We start from the raw sequence: 16,857 nt of genomic DNA, 5'->3' as shown, positions 1-16,857 counted from the left end.
TTCAAGCATCTTCAGCGTTACTGTGCGGCCACCTTCCCGGTTTTTGCATCCTGCTCATGGATTGTCTGAACCTGGTACTGCGGATCGGACCTGATCTGCTGTTCGGTGAACGGCAACACACTCAACTGCTTCCTGGAGAATGCCACGGTCTGATCTCTGGAGTACTGGGAGGCCGGGTCACTGGATAGCGAGAAAGCCAGCAGCCCCTGGGCCTGCGGTCCCTTGTCATCGAAGGTCACCACCTGCAAATAACTGGTACCGCTGACGACCTCGAGTTTACCGTCGGTTCTCGGCACGCTCTGAATGGCGTTATAAACTCCAAGAGTGCCAGGTCCACCGTGAATCGGCGTCTGCTGGCCGCCACTGCTGACCACCTGGATATCACCCCAGCGGCTATCGGCCTTGAGCCCCATCTTGTTGATCTGCGCCACCGACGCCAGCATCGCCTCGCGAACCGCCTTTGCGACTTCCGGACGGTCGACTGCCAGGCCACGAGGGGTGTGTTGCGGGTCTTTCGGATCGAACGCCACACGCCACAGATCAGGCGTTTGCTGTAGCGACTCCATGACATTCTGGAAATGCACAAACCCGAGACCACTGTCCAGATTCGCACTGCGATCCCAGGTCTTGAGACTGGCACATAGCGGTGTGAGCGCGGGCGCATCGGTACCCAGTGCCGCCGCACAGAACTGCAGCAGGTCCGGCATCACTTGAGCTGCCTGATACACCTGGTCGTCCATCACCATGTGTTGCAGATCCGCCGCTGCTATTGGGCCGGCCCTGTTCAACGTATTCAGGCGATCCAGTGCAAAGCGTGAGCGCAGCCCCAATGGCTGGCCGTCCTGGCTGATCAGTGGCGAAAAACCGGTGAGTGGTTGCGCCGGGTTAGCCATCCAGGCCGAATCGTTGGAGTGCTGCACAAAATCCTTGCGCAACAGCTGCGGCAACTTGTCTGCCGCATAAATACCTTTTTGCGCAGCCTGCGGGTCGATGTCCCAGGCACACGCACTATTGGAACCGTCGAGGACGATCATCTGCAACCCGGCCCGCGGATCACTGCACCTGGCCAGTTTGTCGGCACTGACGTTCGGCACGACCGAGAGGTTCATGTACAGCGTCTGCCCCTGATCATCCGTCGCCAGGGTGTTGACCCACGGGATCCCCTGGATCTTGTGCACCGAGGCCTGCAACTCTTTGAGGCTGACCGCACGGTTCATTGCATACCACTGGTGCAAGACCCGGTCGTTGTCCAGATTGGCGTCGCGCAGGCTGTAGGCGAACTGGTTGTCCCAGTCGAGTTTTCCGGGCCATTGCACGATCGGGCCGAACTGCGAACTGTAGACCACATGAGAAACCGGTCTGGTCTGGCCATCCGGTTGTCTCACGTCCACGGTCAGGGTCTGTTTCTTCATCGGCAATGACTTGCCGTCGAGCAGATAACGGGTTGAATCCTTGGGATCGAGCTGCAGGCGATACAAGGTGAAATGCTTGGACGAGTCCACGGTGTGGGTCCACGCCAGGTGCTGGTTGAAACCGATGTTGATCATCGGCAGCCCCGGCAGCGCCGCGCCCATGACGTCCAGTTTGCCGGGAATGGTCAGGTGCATTTGATAGAAACGCATCCCGCCGACCCAAGGGAAATGCGGATTGGCCAGCAACATTCCCCGACCGTTGAAAGAACGTTCACTGCCGACTGCCACGGCATTGCTGCCGCGATCCAGGGCAAAACGCTGCATGCGCGAGGCAGCCACCTGGAACGACACAGGGTCGCCTGCCACATGAGTAACGGCCCTGGGTGGCGTCGCGCCCGCCAAGGCTTCGGCAAACTGCCCTACTCCGCCTTCGACCAACAGACGTCGCGTTAACTTGACCAGATCCTGGGCGGTAATCTCGCGCACCCAGTCGCCCTGACACTGCTGCGGCAAACCCTGCGCCCGACGCTCGGTCAGCGAACGGTTGTAGCCCGCCACATAACCTTCGATGAGATCGCGCACCGGCGGGGTTTGCGCCTGCCAGAAACCCTCGACGGCCTGTGGCGTGTTCAGCCAATTGAAAAACAGATCGCTGACCAGGTTTTCGCGCTCTTCGACGGTGAACTGATCCGGGCCGAAATAGCGTGAACGTTCGCCGTTCACGGTGGTGATCTCATTGGCCAGCAGACACAGGTTGTCCTGAGCGTAGGCGTAACCAATGCCATAACCGAGCCCGCGCTCGTTGTCGGCACGGATATGCGGCACACCGAAACTGGTCCGGCGAATGTCGGCACTCGCCTGCTCCGGCTGACTGCGTGCGTTTGCCGCAAGACTCAAGCCCACCAACACACCTGCAAGGCTGAACCGGGTTAACTGCCTGGAAATAATCACGCTCGCTCCTGATCGAAAAGACAAACACCCTGCGTCATACACGCACTGCGCCTTCCCCTGGAAACGAAACAAATGACAAAAATTTAGGCCGTGAAAAGCGCTTTTCACAGGCATCTCACAGGCCGCTGACGTGATGGCGACAAAATTTCTACATTCGGGGCTTCATTATTTGCCCTGCTCGTACGTCTTATTCAATGAGAGCACCCATCACATTTCCTGGCCGGCTCGGAAAAGGAGTTTTTGCATGTACAACTCGCAACTGCCAACGGACGGTAGCAATGCGCCAAAGGGCTCTGCCATGGGCTCCAGTGTTTTTAGTCAACGCAGTGAGCGCAATGGCAACGAGCGGATCAGGTTGCTGCTCAAGAGCTTTGGTCTGCGAACCAGTCTGATCCGCCTCAAAGTCATCGACGCCTTGCTGACCGCCGCCGAAAGCGACCGTAGCCTTGGCGTGCGCGGCCTGCACAGCCACTTGCTGGACCTGGATATCCCCCTGTCCTTCCTCAGTGTGCGGGAAGTGTTGAAACGCTTGTGCAGCGAGGGCGTTATCACGCTCAATCCGGACAAAAGCTACAGCCTGCATCCGCACGCTGCAGCCATGCTCCAACGCGAGTGATCCGCTCAAGGTGCGTCGCTCAGGGTTTGACCTTGCGACGCATCACGCCATTGATCACCACCACGATTACCGCCACGCCGATGGCGATGTACTGAAACAGCTTCTCGCTGATGACGCCTGTGTTTTGCAGATACGAAAGGCCGAACATGATCCCCAACACCACGAGGGAGATCAGAATCGAGTATTTCAAACGTTGCGACTGAGTCATTGCGAGTTCCTGAACCTGAAAATGTATCCGATTTGTATCAGAACGCATGCCAAGCCCCTACCTTTCTCCGGGGATGGGACGCTACAAACGGGGTCTCATGTTACAGCCGATGAAGAGATTTGGCTTCATAGCGGCGATAACCATGAGGATTTTGAAATGTTCCGTCGAATCACACTGCTGATTCCCCTGCTCGCTCTCCTGACCCTGAGCGGCTGCATCGTTTTCCCCCACGGCGGCTGGCACGGCGGCCACCATTACGACCGTGGCGGGCCGGGTTATTACCAGCATCGATAACGGTTGGTTGTGGCATAAAGCGTGAATAAATGAACATTCATTCGTAAGGCAAATACCCCACCCAATAACGACTGAACAAATGCCCGCCCTGTCGCGGGCATTTTTCGTACATGGGTATTCACTTCTTGTTTCCATCCCTGTGCACATCGAAACATAGCGATAACCATTGAAGCTTTCGGTCTTAATCGTCCATTTGAGCTATTCATATTCGATGATTACTCTCGGTGCATCGCAATAAACCCGTTATTAAACTTCGAGCAAGAACAGGGATGCCATGCACAAGCCTTTAATCAATATCAGCCCCCACCATTTGTTTGGCTTTTGCCTTGCAATCACTTTTTTCGAACTGCTGACCTATATGGCCAGCGACATGATTATGCCAGCCATGTTGACCGTCACTGAACAACTGGATGCCAGCCCCGATCATGTCCCCTACGCCTTCAATCTTTATCTGGCCGGCGGCATGCTTCTGCAATGGCTGATTGGCCCGCTGTCTGATCACTTCGGCCGCCGCCGGATGTTGCTCATCGGTTGTGCGGTATTCGCCCTGGCCTGTGCCGCCGCGTTCAACGTGCAAAGCATTTATGCGTTCAACGGCTTGCGACTGATTCAGGGTATGGGGTTGGGGTTTGTCATCGCGGTCAGCTACCCGGCCCTGCAAGAAGTTTTCTGCGAAGCCGACGCGGTCAAAATCATGGCGTTGCTGGGGAACGTTGCGCTGCTCTCCCCGCTTCTGGGGCCGTTGCTCGGCAGTCTGCTGCTGGAGTGGTTGTCCTGGCGGGAATTGTTTTTACTGCTGGGTCTCGGCGGCGTGATGGTCTGGTTCGGGCTTTACCTGTTCATGCCGGAAACCGTGGGCACCCTGCGCCACGACGGTCAGCGGCTGGAGCCCGTGCGTTTTGAATGGCGCGGCACCCTGCGCCGCTATGCCGCGTTGCTGACTAACCCGCGATTCCTTTGCGCCACTGTCGCGCTGGGCGTGATGAGCCTGCCGTTGATTGCCTGGATCGGGTTGGCGCCGCTCTTGCTGATCCACAACCAAGGGCTTTCAACGCTGCAGTACGGCCTGTGGCAAATCCCGGTATTTGCGGCGGTCATTCTCGGCAATCTGATACTCAACCGACTGATTGCCAACACTGAATTGCCACAATTGATTCGATACGCGCTTTGGCCGTTTTGCGGCGGGCTCATCGCGCTAGTCGCCGTCAGCTTCTACGGTGCTTCGACAGTCGTGCTGATCAGTTGCCTGGCGCTATACGCCGTTGGCCTTGGCATGAGCAATGCCGCGCTGTACCGGCTTGCGCTGTTCGCCAGCGACGACAGCAAAGGTCTGGTCTCGGCCATGATCGGCATGATCTCGATCGCCGTCATGGGCGGTGGCGGCTCGATTATCGCTGCAGCCGGCGCCGGTAATAGCCACGAATCCTTTGCCCTGATGGCTGGTATTGCAGGGCTTCTTTGCCTGCTTCCTCTGCGGCTGTTTCTGCGGCGTTCTCACATCGCGCTTGCCGTCTGACACCACAACATAGGTCTTTTGATGATCCATTTACCCCACACCGATGCGCTCTGCGCGTTAACGCAACCCTATTGCCTGGATTCCGTACCCGAGGGTCTATTCGACCAGGCGATGGGGGAAATCAGCCTGTTTCATTGTCACCACACGCCTGGCTACGAACGCTGGCTAAACGCCAACGGGCTCGATGCAAAGGACCTGGAGACACTGGATGACTGGTCCCGGTTGCCACCGATTTTCGCCAACTATTTCAAACGTCACTTGTTGTTCGGCCCCACCGGCGAAGGCGCGCTGGAGCTGACATCGTCTGGCACCAGCGGCCAGAAGAGTCGCATGCGCTATGACCCTCGCAGCATGGCGGCGGCCCAAGGCATGGTGAGCCACATTTTCCGGCATTACGGCTGGGATACTCCGGACAGCCCCTGCAATTATTTGCTCCTGAGCTACGAGCCCGAGGCGGCCATCACCTTGGGCACCGCTTACACCGACCAGTTTCTTTGCGGCTATGCACCCGTCAATCGAGTCGTCTACGGATTGCGCCTGACGGGTAACGGACACGAGTTCGACCTGTTTGGTGTTGTTCGCGCCCTGCAAGAGTTTGCCGACGAGGGCTTACCTGTGCGGATTCTCGGATTTCCTGCGTTCCTTTCCCATGCGCTACAGCACATGGAAAACACCAGCGCACCGAATCTCAAGCTGCCCGCCCAGTCATTGGTGTTTCTGGGTGGCGGCTGGAAAACCCAGGCAGCACAAGAGATTCCCCTGCTTGAGTTGTATGCCCGAATCAATCGGCAATTGGGTATCGACCTGTCCCGCTGTCGGGATGGTTACGGTGCCGTCGAGCATGCCGTGCCCTATATCCAATGTGCCCGCCATCATTTTCATGCCCCCATTTACTCGAAGGTTTTCGTGCGCAACCCATCCGATTTCACTGTCCAGCCATACGGCCAGCGCGGCTTGCTGGAATTCGTCTCCCCGTACATTTCGTCAAGCCCTGCTCACGCTGTGGTCATGGGCGATCTGGCGACATTACACCCCGGCGCACATTGCGGATGCGGCCTGACGACCGATTGGTTCGAGCTGCACGGACGCGCTGGCACCTCCGCCAATCGAAGCTGCGCCATGGCAGCCTCAGAACTGCTCGGAGGGGCTTGATATGTACCTCATCAATGGCCAACTGCGTGACGACGTCACCCCGGAAAGCGTCCTCGACAACCTTCGAAAACAATTGCCCGGGTTGCTTTCTGCACCGATCGACAGCGAGACCGTCATCGAAGCCGCGGCTCGTTTCGCCACGCAACTACAGACTCGCAGCCTGAACCTGCCCCTCGACGACGATCAATGTCAGGGGCTGATCGATTTCTGCCAGCACAGCAATCTGAGCACGAAGCTTGAGCGAGAACTGGGTGCGCAACCCCGTTCGCTGAGGCGTATCGACTACCAACAACCGCACTTTGAAAGCTGGCACCCCTTGGGGCTGGTGGTGCATGTGACGCCGGGCAATGCGCCGATGCTCGCGTTCTGTGCGGTTCTCGAAAGCCTGCTGGCCGGTAACGTTAACTGGTTACGCCCCAGCGCCAGCGATGCGGGTTTGACTGCGCAATTGCTGGCTGCCTTTGTGAAGTACGACACCAGTGGCAGGCTTGCCGAATTCGTCGCGGTACTGCCTGTCGGCACTTCCCGGATAGCCGAACTCTGCGCTCAGGCCGATGGCGTGTCAGCCTGGGGCGGTGAAAAGGCGCTCAAGGCGATTCGTCAGCAGATCCCCGCCGGATGTCGCTGGATCGATTGGGGGCACAGGATCAGTTTCGCTTATCTGTCGCCTGACGCGGCCAGCCCTTCGACGCTGGATGCGTTGGTGGATGAGGTGTGCAGTCTGGATCAACAAGCGTGTTCCAGCCCGCAATGGGTGCTGGTGGACAGCAACGACCCGGCCATCCTGCTGGATCTGGGCGAGCGTTTGAGCGAAGCCTTCAAACGTCGCGCGTCGCACTGGCCGGCGCTAGTGCCCACCGACCAAGAGGCTTGCGAGATCACCACCCGCACCGCCATGGCGCAACTGGATTACTGTTTTGCGAACCAGACCGGCCAGGTCTGGGCCGGCCACGGATGGCGGATCATCTGGGAACACCATCAGACGCTCGCACCGTCGCCGCTGTTTCGTACGGTGCTGCTCAAGCCCGTGCCGCAACACTTGATCGCCTAGACGCTGTTGCCCTGGCGCACGGTCCTGCAAAGCTGCGCGCTGATTTGCTCTGCGGCAGAAACGCCAGGCCTTGCTCGTGCGCTGGTCAACGCTGGGGTCACCCGTATTGCAGCGTGTGGCGGGATTCATGACGGCTACGCCGGTGAGCCGCATGATGGCGTCTACGCGCTGACGCGTCTGAGTCGCCGCCTTTCGGTGAGTCTGGCACCTGATGTGCTGACGGGCCGTGCAACGCTCGACCCGGTCCCGCCCACCCCCGACACCGCCCATGAGCCGATCATGGACAAAAACGCCTTCACGACCCAGCCGATGGGCACCGCGGCGCAATTGTATTTTCGCTCTGGAGGAAGCAGCGGCGCTCCGGCCCTCGCCGGTTTCAGCTATCGCGACTTTCAACGGCAGATGCGCGCAGCGGCCGACGGCCTGTTCGCCGCCGGGCTTGATCCTTCAGAGGACCGGGTCATGAACCTGTTTTACGGCGGCAGCCTGTACGGAGGGTTTCTCAGTTTTACCAAAATACTGGAACAGATGGGCGTCACGCACTTCCCCATGGGTGCGCCTCAGGACGATGATTTCAGCGAAATCGCCCAATTGATCGTCGACCAGCGTGTGACCGTGCTAATCGGCATGCCGAGCACCTTGCATCGACTGTTTTTCAACGAGCAGACCCGGCTCCGCGCGTACGCAGGTATCGGCAAAGTGTTCCTCGGTGGCGAGCATCCGGGGCAAACCAGCGTGAGCCTCATGGAAAGCTGCGGGGTCTCGATGATCCGCTCGGCGATCTATGGCTCCGTCGACGCCGGTCCCTTGGGGCATGCGTGCGCAGCCACCGCGAACGGGGTGTTTCACTTGATGTGCGATACCCAGCATCTGGAAATTGTGCAGATCGAACAGGATGCACCGGTTCTGGCCAATGAGATCGGTCGCCTGTTGTTTACTTCACGAGCACGGCAAGGCCAAACCGTGCGCCGATATGACGTGGGCGACACCGGTCGCTGGATACCCGGAGTCTGTCCGTGCGGGCTGGACTCACCCCGATTCGAACTGCTCCAGCGCCACGGCAAACTGGTGCGAATGGGCACGGAGTTCATTTCGCCGTCGGCTCTGCAGGATAGCGTCGGCGCGCCCATTCAGATTGTTCTGGACCACACCTCTGATGGCGTCGAGCGACTCAACGTACTAACGGATGCAGACATCAACCAGGTTCGCAACGCATTGCTGAGCCATGAAGCGCTGGCTAATGCCGTAAACGCCAAACTGTTAACTGTCGAAGTTCAAGTGTGCATGGAGCAAGCGTTCACTCGAAACAAACACAGCGGCAAAACACCCTTGGTTATTGATAAAAGAAAATAAAAATACCGTCAGCTACTCACAACTTGTTTTTTAACCGTCTAGACATCTGATATAAAAAAGAGAATCCAGTGAAATCAACTTATTCGCTCGAACAACTGCTGCCTTATATACGGCAACATTCAAACTACTACCGCCAGCAACTGGAACACTTACCGCCGCAGGGCATTACGTTACAAGATCTACCGCTGACCAACGTGGCGGACTATTGGGCTGACAGCCATGACTTGAGTCATTGGCCGGTCCTGACCGGAAAGGTCGACGATGCGCTGGTGTTTAAAACCGGTGGATCGACCAGCCAGGGCAAACTGACGGTGTACACCTATAACGAATGGCAAATACTGGTCAGTACGTTCGGAGAAAGTTTCTCCTCTCAGCTGAAAGACGGCGACCGTGTCGCCAATCTGTTTTTTTCCGGTGATCTTTACGCCAGTTTTCTGTTCATCCACGACTCACTGGCGCACGTCAGGCGATCGATCTGCGAGTTTCCATTTACCGGGCACGTCGAGCTGGACGTACTGGCCGATGCGATTGATCAGCATCGGATCAACGTGCTCGTCGGCGTACCGGCACAGCTGCTGCGATTCGCGGCCTACCTGAACCAGCATCGGCGGGTACTGTGCGGGGTTGATACGTTGCTATATGGCGGCGAAAGCCTGTTTGCCCCGCAGTTGGCAATCCTCACCGACGTGTTTCCCAACGTGCGCATTGCTTCCATTGGCTACGCCAGCGTAGACGCCGGCCTTATCGGGGCCAGCGACCGCGACTGCGCCTTGGGCGAGCATCGGGTGTTTGAACCACAAACCTTGCTGGAGATCGTCGATGAACTCACCGGAGAAGTCATAGAAGAATGCGATCGCACCGGATTATTGGTGGTGACCAATCTGACTCGCCGGCTCATGCCACTGCTGCGTTATCCGGTGGGCGACCGCGCGTGCTGGCGCGAACCCGGCGCAACCCCGAAGCGCAAATTCGCCCTCAAGGGACGTAGCGCACACAGCCAGCGAGTGCGAGTCGGGGTGCTGTCGCTGCTGATCGATGTCATCCAGCAGATCGTCCAGCGCATTGCCCATAACGACCAATGGCAATTGCTGATCGAACATGACGGATACAAAGATATTTTGAGTGTGAAGTGGGTTCCCTCAGCGCTATCAATGGCCACCGTAGCGGTGTGCCGAGCGTTGTACGAGGCGCTGGTTGAACACTATCCCGCCATCGAGGAACTGAGCCGCGAGGGTCTGTTGGAGTTGCGAGTGCTGTCCTGCGATGTCACAGCCCTGAAGCTTCACCCACGCTCCGGCAAACAACTGCGGGTCCTGGACTTGCGCGTGTATGACGCACCGTCGCCGGAGCCCGCATGATGCCGCATTTGATTTTTCGACCCTATCGGCCATCCGACGCACGTGCCGTGAGCCAGTTGTTTCGCGAGGTCTATGGCGATCATTACGTTCAGCCGGATGTTTACTTGCCGAATATGATCAATCAGCACAATGCCGAGGGGCGCTGGAAGTCGATGCTGGCGGTGGACGACGTACGCGTTCTAGGGCATGCCGCGTTGTGCCATGACACACCTGCGGACACCACCGAACTGGCCCTCAGCGTGGTGCATCCCGCGGCGCAGGGCCAGAGTATCGCGACCCGTCTGGGCCGGGAGTTGCTGTCGCTGTCAGGTTCCATGGGGTTCAAGAGCGTCTCGATCAAACAAGTGACCCACCATCCCTACACGCAACGCATGGCAGCAAACATCGGCTTCCACAGCACGGGTCTGCTTCCTGACTACGTCCCTTCGCCCTTCGCTGAGCCGCTGCCGGAAACCATCGTGATGGGTTGTTACGTCGTCGAAGGACATACGCGTCCACTCCCCGACATCCCATGGCCTGACAGCTGCCGGGGGTTTATGCAGCACGTGTGTTCCGTGTTCGGGACTTATCCGGACACGACGCCGTTGTCTTCCCGGCCCTTGCAACTCACGCAACACCATCAAAGATTCGACATGGTCATTCAGCGTTTGACCAAACGTCTGCTGGACCAGATCCGGCAATTGCCCAGGCACTGGCTCATTTCGGCCAAACTTCAGTTGTCACGGCACTTTTCCGGGGACTTGCGCAATTTGGCAGCCCTTGGCTTCGCCTTTACCGGGCTGATGCCTACATCAAACACCAATGGGTGGTTCGCACTGTTTCATCGAGGGGCGCAGTCTCGACACCTCAACCTGCACTGCCCGCACATGCAACGCTTGCATGACGATTTACAGCAAAACGCCAACACGCAGAGTAGCGCCGAAGCACTGAACAGAACCCGCTCAGCCGCGTGAGTCTTTTCGATAAAAGTCATTGCCCGGCTGCGCGCAAAGCTCCACCAACCAATCAACAAACACCCTCACCCGCCGGGACAACTGGCGGTGTGGCGGGTAGAGCGCCGTCAGCGGCATCCCCGGTGTCGGCACTGTCCTGAGGACTTCACACAAACGGCCTTCGCTCAGCTGGCGGGCGACGTGGTAATACGGGGTCTGGACCAGACCATATCCCGCCTCACAAGCGGCCAAATAACCATCGGCGCTGTTGACCGAGACTTGCTTGGGTAGATTTATGGCCTGAACCTGATCATTGACCATGAATTCCAGCCCATAACGCTTGCCATTGCTGCTGGAGAAGTACTCCACCATCTGATGGCCTTCAAGGTCAGCCATACACAGGGGCGTTCCGAATCGCTTCAAGTAGTCGGGGCTGGCACACGTGACCTGGTCCAGCATGGCCAACGGCCGCGCCACCAGTGAATCGTCCAGTGAGTCGCCGCCCCGCAGCACGCAATCGACGCCTTCGCGAATCAGGTCGACAGGCCGGTCATTCAAGCCGATTTCCAACTCGATCAAAGGATATCGAGCAGTAAATTGCGGCAATGCCGGGATCACCATCAAGCGTCCCACGCCCGCCGGCATGTCCACGCGCAACAGCCCCTTGGGGTTATTGCGTGCAGCGCTGAACACCGCTTCGGTTTCCTCCAGGTCCGCCAGCAACCGTACACAACGAGGGTAATAGGCCGCACCGTCGAGCGTCAGGCTGATCTGCCGCGTCGTGCGTTGCAGCAGCTGCACACCGAGATGCGCCTCCAGCTGTTTGATCAGAATGGTCACTGAGGCCCGAGGCAATTGCAGGCTGTCCGCCGCCTTGGCAAAGCCGCCCAGTTCGACGATTCGAGTGAACACGCGCATGGCGTTAAAACGGTCCATTGTTTTTGCTTACCGGCTGATTATTTAGAAATTACGAACAGTGATAGCAGTTTTAGCCGGTTTATCTTGTTTCTGTCGAGGTCAACAATAGGTTTCACATTCACAGGGAGCTGATTTCATGCAAACACGTCAACTGGGCAAAAACGGTCCGCGAGTGAGCGCGATTGGTCTGGGCTGCATGGGTATGACCGATTTCTACACGACTGGCGTGGACATCCGCGAAGCCACGGCCACTCTGCACCGCGCGCTGGAGCTGGGAATCAACCTGCTCGACACTGCTGACATGTACGGCCCACACACCAACGAAGAACTGATCGGCAAGGCCATCGTCGGCAAGCGCGACCAGGTGTTTCTGGCCAGCAAATTCGGGATCGTCCGCGACCCGGGCAATCCGGTTGCGCGGGGCGTCAACGGCCGACCGGATTACATTCACGCCTCTATCGACGGCACCCTCAAGCGCCTCGGTGTCGAGACCCTGGATTTGTACTACCAGCACCGCATCGATCCGCAGGTGGCCATCGAGGAAACCGTCGGCGCCATGGCCGACCTGGTGAAAGCCGGCAAGGTTCGGTACCTGGGTTTGAGCGAGGCCTCGGTCGCAACGCTCGAGCGGGCACACAAGGTTCATCCGATCAGTGCACTGCAAAGTGAGTATTCGTTGTGGAGCCGTGATCAGGAGGAAAACGGTTGTCTGGCCGCGTGTCAGCGCCTGGGGGTCGCCTTCGTCCCCTACAGCCCGTTGGGTCGAGGCTTTCTCACCGGAGCGCTGAAAAGCCCTGATGATTTCGCGGCAGACGACTACCGTCGTTTCAGCCCGCGTTTTCAAGGCGAGAACTTCGCGAAGAATCTGCTGCTGGTGCTGCAAGTGCAGGACCTGGCCGCCGAAAAAGGCGTCACTGCCGGCCAACTGGCGCTCGCGTGGGTGCTGGCTCAGGGCGATTACGTGATCCCGATTCCGGGGACCAAACAGCGTAAATACCTGGAAGAAAATGTGGCCGCGCTGGACGTGAAATTGAGTCGTGAAGAGTTACTCGCTCTGGAAGCGATATTCCCGGCCAATGCCACCGCAGGTTTACGTTACCCGGAGGAAGTCATGAAGTTGCTCGACCGGTAAATCATTGCCTGTCGACCTGCTCACACCCGTGGCAGGTCTGACAGGCGATGCCGTCATGCTCGCGTGTTGATCGACTTCTTCTTGACGGTCTGATCGGCAGCATCGCCGTAGTCCTTCAAATTCTGCAGTACATAGATAGCTTGCTTGTACTCGGGAATCAGGTAATTGGCGTACTTGTTGCCTTTGAGGTTGTTGGTCTCGATGCCATTGAGTTGAGTGGCGAAGTACTCCAGCGCATCGAACTTTTGATCAGGTTCCGCCTGAACACCAAAACGATCGAACTTGTCGCCGGCGTTGGCAAACATGGCGGCCGTGACGCCGCTGATCAGCCCCCTCTCGACGAGAAAAGCACTCAACTTGCCCAACTGGGTGGACGTGACATTCTCCGGATCAAAGCCCTTGATCTGGCTGTGAAGCTTCATCTGATCCATTTTGATGACGTTCAAGGCCAGCGGGTTTTTTCCCACCGCTTGCAACATCTGGTTGGCCTTGAGGCTGCGAGTGTTCTGCGGCTGCGGGGCATTGTCGCCACGAATCGTCCAATTGGCGATGGGGCCGATACTCATATCCAGGTTCCTTTTGTATGCCGATATTCAGGTACAGCGGTCATCATTAATCCCTGTTGACCTGACTGAAGTGGGCAGGAGTATCGACGCGGCATTGTCCCCTCTCAAACAACTATTTCTGCTTTTTTACAATTCTTCTACATTTACGATACAAATCGCCAAGCGCCTTGTTCCAGAGGGCTGCACATACGTTTCGAAATGGGTAAATGCAACGCCCATGGAGGCCGTGGCCAGCCAGCCTGCCTGGCTGTATCAACCAAACCTGACAATCTTGTAATCCAGCGCTCATCCGGCTGACAGCTTTGATCTACGATCATCTTGTTGCCCAGCCTCGTATCACTTCGAAACAATCCCACGATGCCTGGTTGGAAAAACCGGTCAAAATGCGTCTTTTTTGGCCGCAACCCGAGACGAGATCCCCATGCGAACCCACCTGCGTCTGGCTGCCCTGAGCGCCCTCTTCATCTCCTCCCTGGCCCAGGCCGCCGACCTGATCCCGATTGAAGTCCACCGCGATGCCAATTGCGGCTGCTGCAAAAAATGGATCAGTCATCTAGAGGCCAACGGCTTCAAAGTCGAGGATCACGTCGAAGCCAACATGAGCGAATTCAAGCAACAGCACGGCGTGCCTCCGCGTTTGGCGTCTTGCCATACCGGCTTGATCAACGGCAAATTCGTCGAAGGCCATGTTCCCGCCGATCAGGTGCTGGCCTTGAGCAAGCGCGACGATCTATTGGGTGTTGCCGCCCCCGGCATGCCCATGGGTTCACCCGGCATGGAAATGGACGGCATGAGCGATGCGTATCAAGTGATCGGTCTGAAGAAAGACGGCACTGACGTGGTGGTGGCGGACTACCCTGCCCATTGATGTTCGGTGCGTACATCGGGCTGTTCTTCGCCGCATTCGGCGCAGCCACCTTGCTGCCCTTGCAGTCCGAAGCGGTGTTGGTGGGGCTGTTGCTCAGCGGCAAGTATTGGCTCTGGTCGCTGCTCGCCGTGGCGACGTTGGGCAATGTTTTGGGGTCGCTGCTGAACTGGTGGCTGGGTCGCGGCATCGAGCGATTTCGCGACCGGCGCTGGTTTCCGGTCAGCCCGCGCCATCTGGAAAAAGCCCGAGTCCATTATCAGCGCTACGGTCATTGGTCGTTGCTGCTGAGCTGGGTGCCCGTGATCGGTGATCCGCTGACCCTGGTGGCCGGCGTGATGCGCGAGCCGCTGGGGCGATTCCTGCTGATCGTGACCCTTGCCAAAGGCGCCCGTTATGGTGTGTTGGCCATGGCCACAGTGGGCTGGATGGGTTGAACGATTATCCACGGCGATTGCCTGTGTTTAATGTCGCCCTAATCATGCCGATCCAGCATCGGCCGATTTCCAATGGAGTTCACCCATGTCCCTCACCCGCTCGCGCTGGCTGCCCGGCCTGCTGCTGACCGCTGCGTTGCCTGTCATCGCCCACGCTGAAGGCCCGGAATATGGCCCGGAACTGCAAGGGTTCGAGTACCCCTACACGGTCAAGCATTTCGCCTTTGAGTCCCAGGGCAAATCCCTGCAAATGGGTTACATGGATGTCGCCGCTCACGGCAAGGCCAATGGACGCAGCGTGGTGCTGATGCACGGCAAGAATTTCTGCGGTGCCACCTGGGACAGTTCGATCAAGGCCTTGAGTGAGGCCGGTTACCGGGTCATCGCCCCGGACCAGATCGGTTTCTGCACCTCCAGCAAACCGGACAACTATCAGTACAGCTTCCAGCAACTGGCGACCAACACCCAGCAACTGCTCAAGGCCCTGGGCATTCAGAAGGCCAGTGTTCTCGGGCACTCCACCGGCGGCATGCTCGCCACTCGCTATGCGCTGCAATACCCCGATCAAGTCGAACAACTGGCACTGGTCAACCCCATCGGCCTGGAAGACTGGAAAGCCCTCGGCGTGCCCTATCGCACGGTTGATCAATGGTACGAACGCGAGCTAAAACTCACGGCCAACGGCATCCGCACCTATGAACGCAACACCTATTACGGCGGCCGCTGGAAACCGGATTTCGATCGTTGGGTAGACATGCTCGCCGGGCTGAATAAAGGACCGGGGCATACGCAGGTGGCGTGGAATTCGGCGCTGATCTACGACATGATCTTCACCCAACCGGTGTACTACGAGTTCAAGGACCTGAAGATGCCGACCCTGCTGCTGATCGGTACGTCCGACACCACGGCCATCGGCAGCGACATCGCGCCGCCCGAGGTCAAGGCGAAACTCGGTCACTACGACGTCCTCGGCAAGCAGGTGGCGAAGCTGATTCCCCGGTCGACGCTGGTCGAATTCCCCGGCATGGGCCACGCGCCGCAAATGGAAGAACCGGCGCAATTCCACCAGGCCCTGCTCGCTTGGCTGAACAAAACCAACCCCGTTCATTGATGAGGTAAGGCTGATGGCAGTGCAGATTGCGGTGATTGATGACTGGCAGGACGTGGCCCGTGGCGTGGTGGACTGGTCGGTGCTGGACGACATCGGCCAGGTGAACTTCATCCATGACTACCCTGCCGACAACGAAACCCTGGCGGCACGGTTGGGCGAGTTCGAGGTGATCTGCGTGATGCGCGAGCGCACCCGGTTCGATGAGGACCTGCTGCGGCGCTTGCCGAAACTCAAGCTGCTGGTCACCGGCAGCATGCGCAACGCCGCCCTGGACCTGAAAGCCGCCACCGCGCTGGGCATTCAGGTCTGTGGCACCGACAGTTACAAGCACGCCGCGCCGGAACTGACCTGGGCGCTGATCATGGCGGCGACCCGCAACCTGGTGGTCGAAGCCAACGCCCTGCGCGCCGGTTTATGGCAGCAAAGCCTGGGTGGCGACCTGCACGGCAAGACGCTGGCGATCCTGGGCCTGGGCAGCATCGGCACGCGCGTTGCCCAGTTCGGTCAGGTGTTCGGCATGCGGGTGATTGCCTGGAGCGAGAACCTGACCGCCGAACGTGCAGCCGAGGTCGGCGTGACCTACGTCAGCAAACAGGAACTGTTCGAACAGGCCGATGTGCTGTCGGTCCATCTGGTGCTCAGCGATCGCAGCCGAGGCTTGGTGGACGCCCAGGCGCTGGACTGGATGAAGCCCACGGCGCTGCTGGTCAACACTGCCCGTGGTCCGATTGTCGATGAGGCCGCGTTGATCAAGGCGTTGCAGAAACGGCGACTGGCCGGTGCTGCGCTGGACGTCTTCGAGCAGGAACCCTTGCCGCCTCATCATCCGTTCAGAACCCTGGACAATGTGCTGGCCACGCCCCATGTCGGGTATGTCAGCCAGCAGAACTATCACCAGTTTTTTTCGCAGATGATTGGGGACATTCAGGCTTGGTCTGCGGGAGAACCAATCCGGTTGTTGGGCTAATGCCCATCAGTTAAGCAC

The 16,857-nt window shown here is 58.3% G+C and carries 15 protein-coding genes and 1 pseudogene; 12 read left to right on the top strand and 4 right to left on the bottom strand.

Annotated elements, in window-relative coordinates:
• Positions 1 to 17: 17 nt before the first annotated feature.
• Complete coding sequence (pvdQ, locus tag ACYZTZ_RS11920) at positions 18 to 2,363, bottom strand: bifunctional acylase PvdQ (protein ID WP_461998326.1); 2,346 nt, start codon at positions 2,361 to 2,363, stop codon at positions 18 to 20.
• A 244-nt stretch (positions 2,364 to 2,607) separates the two neighbouring features.
• Between pvdQ and ACYZTZ_RS11915 the strand changes: the two genes are divergently transcribed.
• The gene (locus ACYZTZ_RS11915; protein WP_461998325.1) at positions 2,608 to 2,979 is read left to right on the top strand and encodes a fe2+ zn2+ uptake regulation protein; all 372 of its coding nucleotides are present in this window, start codon (positions 2,608 to 2,610) and stop codon (positions 2,977 to 2,979) included.
• A gap of 19 nt (positions 2,980 to 2,998) precedes the next feature.
• On the opposite strand, the gene ACYZTZ_RS11910 is transcribed toward ACYZTZ_RS11915, so the two are convergent.
• The gene (locus tag ACYZTZ_RS11910; RefSeq protein WP_028620074.1) at positions 2,999 to 3,187 is read right to left on the bottom strand and encodes a hypothetical protein; all 189 of its coding nucleotides are present in this window, start codon (positions 3,185 to 3,187) and stop codon (positions 2,999 to 3,001) included.
• Positions 3,188 to 3,343: 156 nt separating this feature from the next.
• Here ACYZTZ_RS11910 and ACYZTZ_RS11905 point away from each other — a divergent pair, with 156 nt between their 5' ends.
• The 6 genes and pseudogenes from ACYZTZ_RS11905 (at position 3,344) to ACYZTZ_RS11880 (ending at position 10,864) form a co-directional block, all read left to right on the top strand.
• Positions 3,344 to 3,481 carry a hypothetical protein gene (locus ACYZTZ_RS11905; protein ID WP_008155215.1) on the top strand — a complete coding sequence of 46 codons (138 nt, stop codon included), beginning with the start codon at positions 3,344 to 3,346 and terminating at the stop codon, positions 3,479 to 3,481.
• 274 nt (positions 3,482 to 3,755) lie between these two features.
• Complete coding sequence (locus ACYZTZ_RS11900) at positions 3,756 to 4,997, top strand: MFS transporter (protein ID WP_461998324.1); 1,242 nt, start codon at positions 3,756 to 3,758, stop codon at positions 4,995 to 4,997.
• 21 nt (positions 4,998 to 5,018) lie between these two features.
• The gene (locus tag ACYZTZ_RS11895; RefSeq protein WP_461998323.1) at positions 5,019 to 6,149 is read left to right on the top strand and encodes a LuxE/PaaK family acyltransferase; all 1,131 of its coding nucleotides are present in this window, start codon (positions 5,019 to 5,021) and stop codon (positions 6,147 to 6,149) included.
• A gap of 1 nt (position 6,150) precedes the next feature.
• A pseudogene (locus ACYZTZ_RS11890) lies at positions 6,151 to 8,553 on the top strand (acyl-CoA reductase).
• Between the two features lie 68 nt (positions 8,554 to 8,621).
• Complete coding sequence (locus ACYZTZ_RS11885) at positions 8,622 to 9,911, top strand: phenylacetate--CoA ligase family protein (RefSeq protein WP_461998322.1); 1,290 nt, start codon at positions 8,622 to 8,624, stop codon at positions 9,909 to 9,911.
• Positions 9,911 to 10,864: a GNAT family N-acetyltransferase gene (locus tag ACYZTZ_RS11880; protein ID WP_461998321.1), complete on the top strand. Its 954-nt coding sequence runs from the start codon at positions 9,911 to 9,913 to the stop codon at positions 10,862 to 10,864. The genes ACYZTZ_RS11885 and ACYZTZ_RS11880 overlap by 1 nt, the downstream gene beginning before the upstream one ends.
• Here the strand turns inward: ACYZTZ_RS11880 and ACYZTZ_RS11875 are convergent.
• Positions 10,853 to 11,779, bottom strand: a complete 927-nt coding sequence (locus ACYZTZ_RS11875) for a LysR family transcriptional regulator (protein ID WP_461998320.1) — start codon at positions 11,777 to 11,779, stop codon at positions 10,853 to 10,855. The two genes, ACYZTZ_RS11880 and ACYZTZ_RS11875, sit on opposite strands and share 12 nt — an antisense overlap.
• 118 nt (positions 11,780 to 11,897) lie before the next feature.
• Here ACYZTZ_RS11875 and ACYZTZ_RS11870 point away from each other — a divergent pair, with 118 nt between their 5' ends.
• Complete coding sequence (locus tag ACYZTZ_RS11870; RefSeq protein WP_461998319.1) at positions 11,898 to 12,893, top strand: aldo/keto reductase; 996 nt, start codon at positions 11,898 to 11,900, stop codon at positions 12,891 to 12,893.
• A gap of 53 nt (positions 12,894 to 12,946) precedes the next feature.
• Here ACYZTZ_RS11870 and ACYZTZ_RS11865 read toward each other — a convergent pair whose 3' ends face one another.
• A complete protein-coding gene (locus ACYZTZ_RS11865; RefSeq protein WP_056739921.1) occupies positions 12,947 to 13,459 on the bottom strand; it encodes a hypothetical protein in 513 nt (170 codons plus the stop codon).
• Between the two features lie 421 nt (positions 13,460 to 13,880).
• Between ACYZTZ_RS11865 and ACYZTZ_RS11860 the strand changes: the two genes are divergently transcribed.
• The 4 genes from ACYZTZ_RS11860 to ACYZTZ_RS11845 all read left to right on the top strand — a co-directional run bounded on the left by ACYZTZ_RS11860 (position 13,881) and on the right by ACYZTZ_RS11845 (position 16,839).
• Positions 13,881 to 14,327 carry a DUF411 domain-containing protein gene (locus tag ACYZTZ_RS11860; protein ID WP_461998318.1) on the top strand — a complete coding sequence of 149 codons (447 nt, stop codon included), beginning with the start codon at positions 13,881 to 13,883 and terminating at the stop codon, positions 14,325 to 14,327.
• Positions 14,327 to 14,761: a YqaA family protein gene (locus tag ACYZTZ_RS11855; RefSeq protein WP_033055118.1), complete on the top strand. Its 435-nt coding sequence runs from the start codon at positions 14,327 to 14,329 to the stop codon at positions 14,759 to 14,761. Before ACYZTZ_RS11860 ends, ACYZTZ_RS11855 begins: the two co-directional genes overlap by 1 nt.
• Positions 14,762 to 14,846: 85 nt before the next feature.
• Positions 14,847 to 15,872, top strand: a complete 1,026-nt coding sequence (locus ACYZTZ_RS11850; RefSeq protein WP_461998317.1) for an alpha/beta fold hydrolase — start codon at positions 14,847 to 14,849, stop codon at positions 15,870 to 15,872.
• A 13-nt stretch (positions 15,873 to 15,885) separates the two neighbouring features.
• Positions 15,886 to 16,839, top strand: coding sequence for a D-2-hydroxyacid dehydrogenase family protein (locus ACYZTZ_RS11845; RefSeq protein WP_461998316.1), 954 nt, complete (start codon positions 15,886 to 15,888; stop codon positions 16,837 to 16,839).
• Positions 16,840 to 16,857: the final 18 nt, after the last annotated feature.

The organism is Pseudomonas sp. LB3P58 (assembly GCF_054897895.1).
Note: the sequence above shows the minus strand (reverse complement) of the source record. Positions and strands in the feature narration are given on the sequence as shown.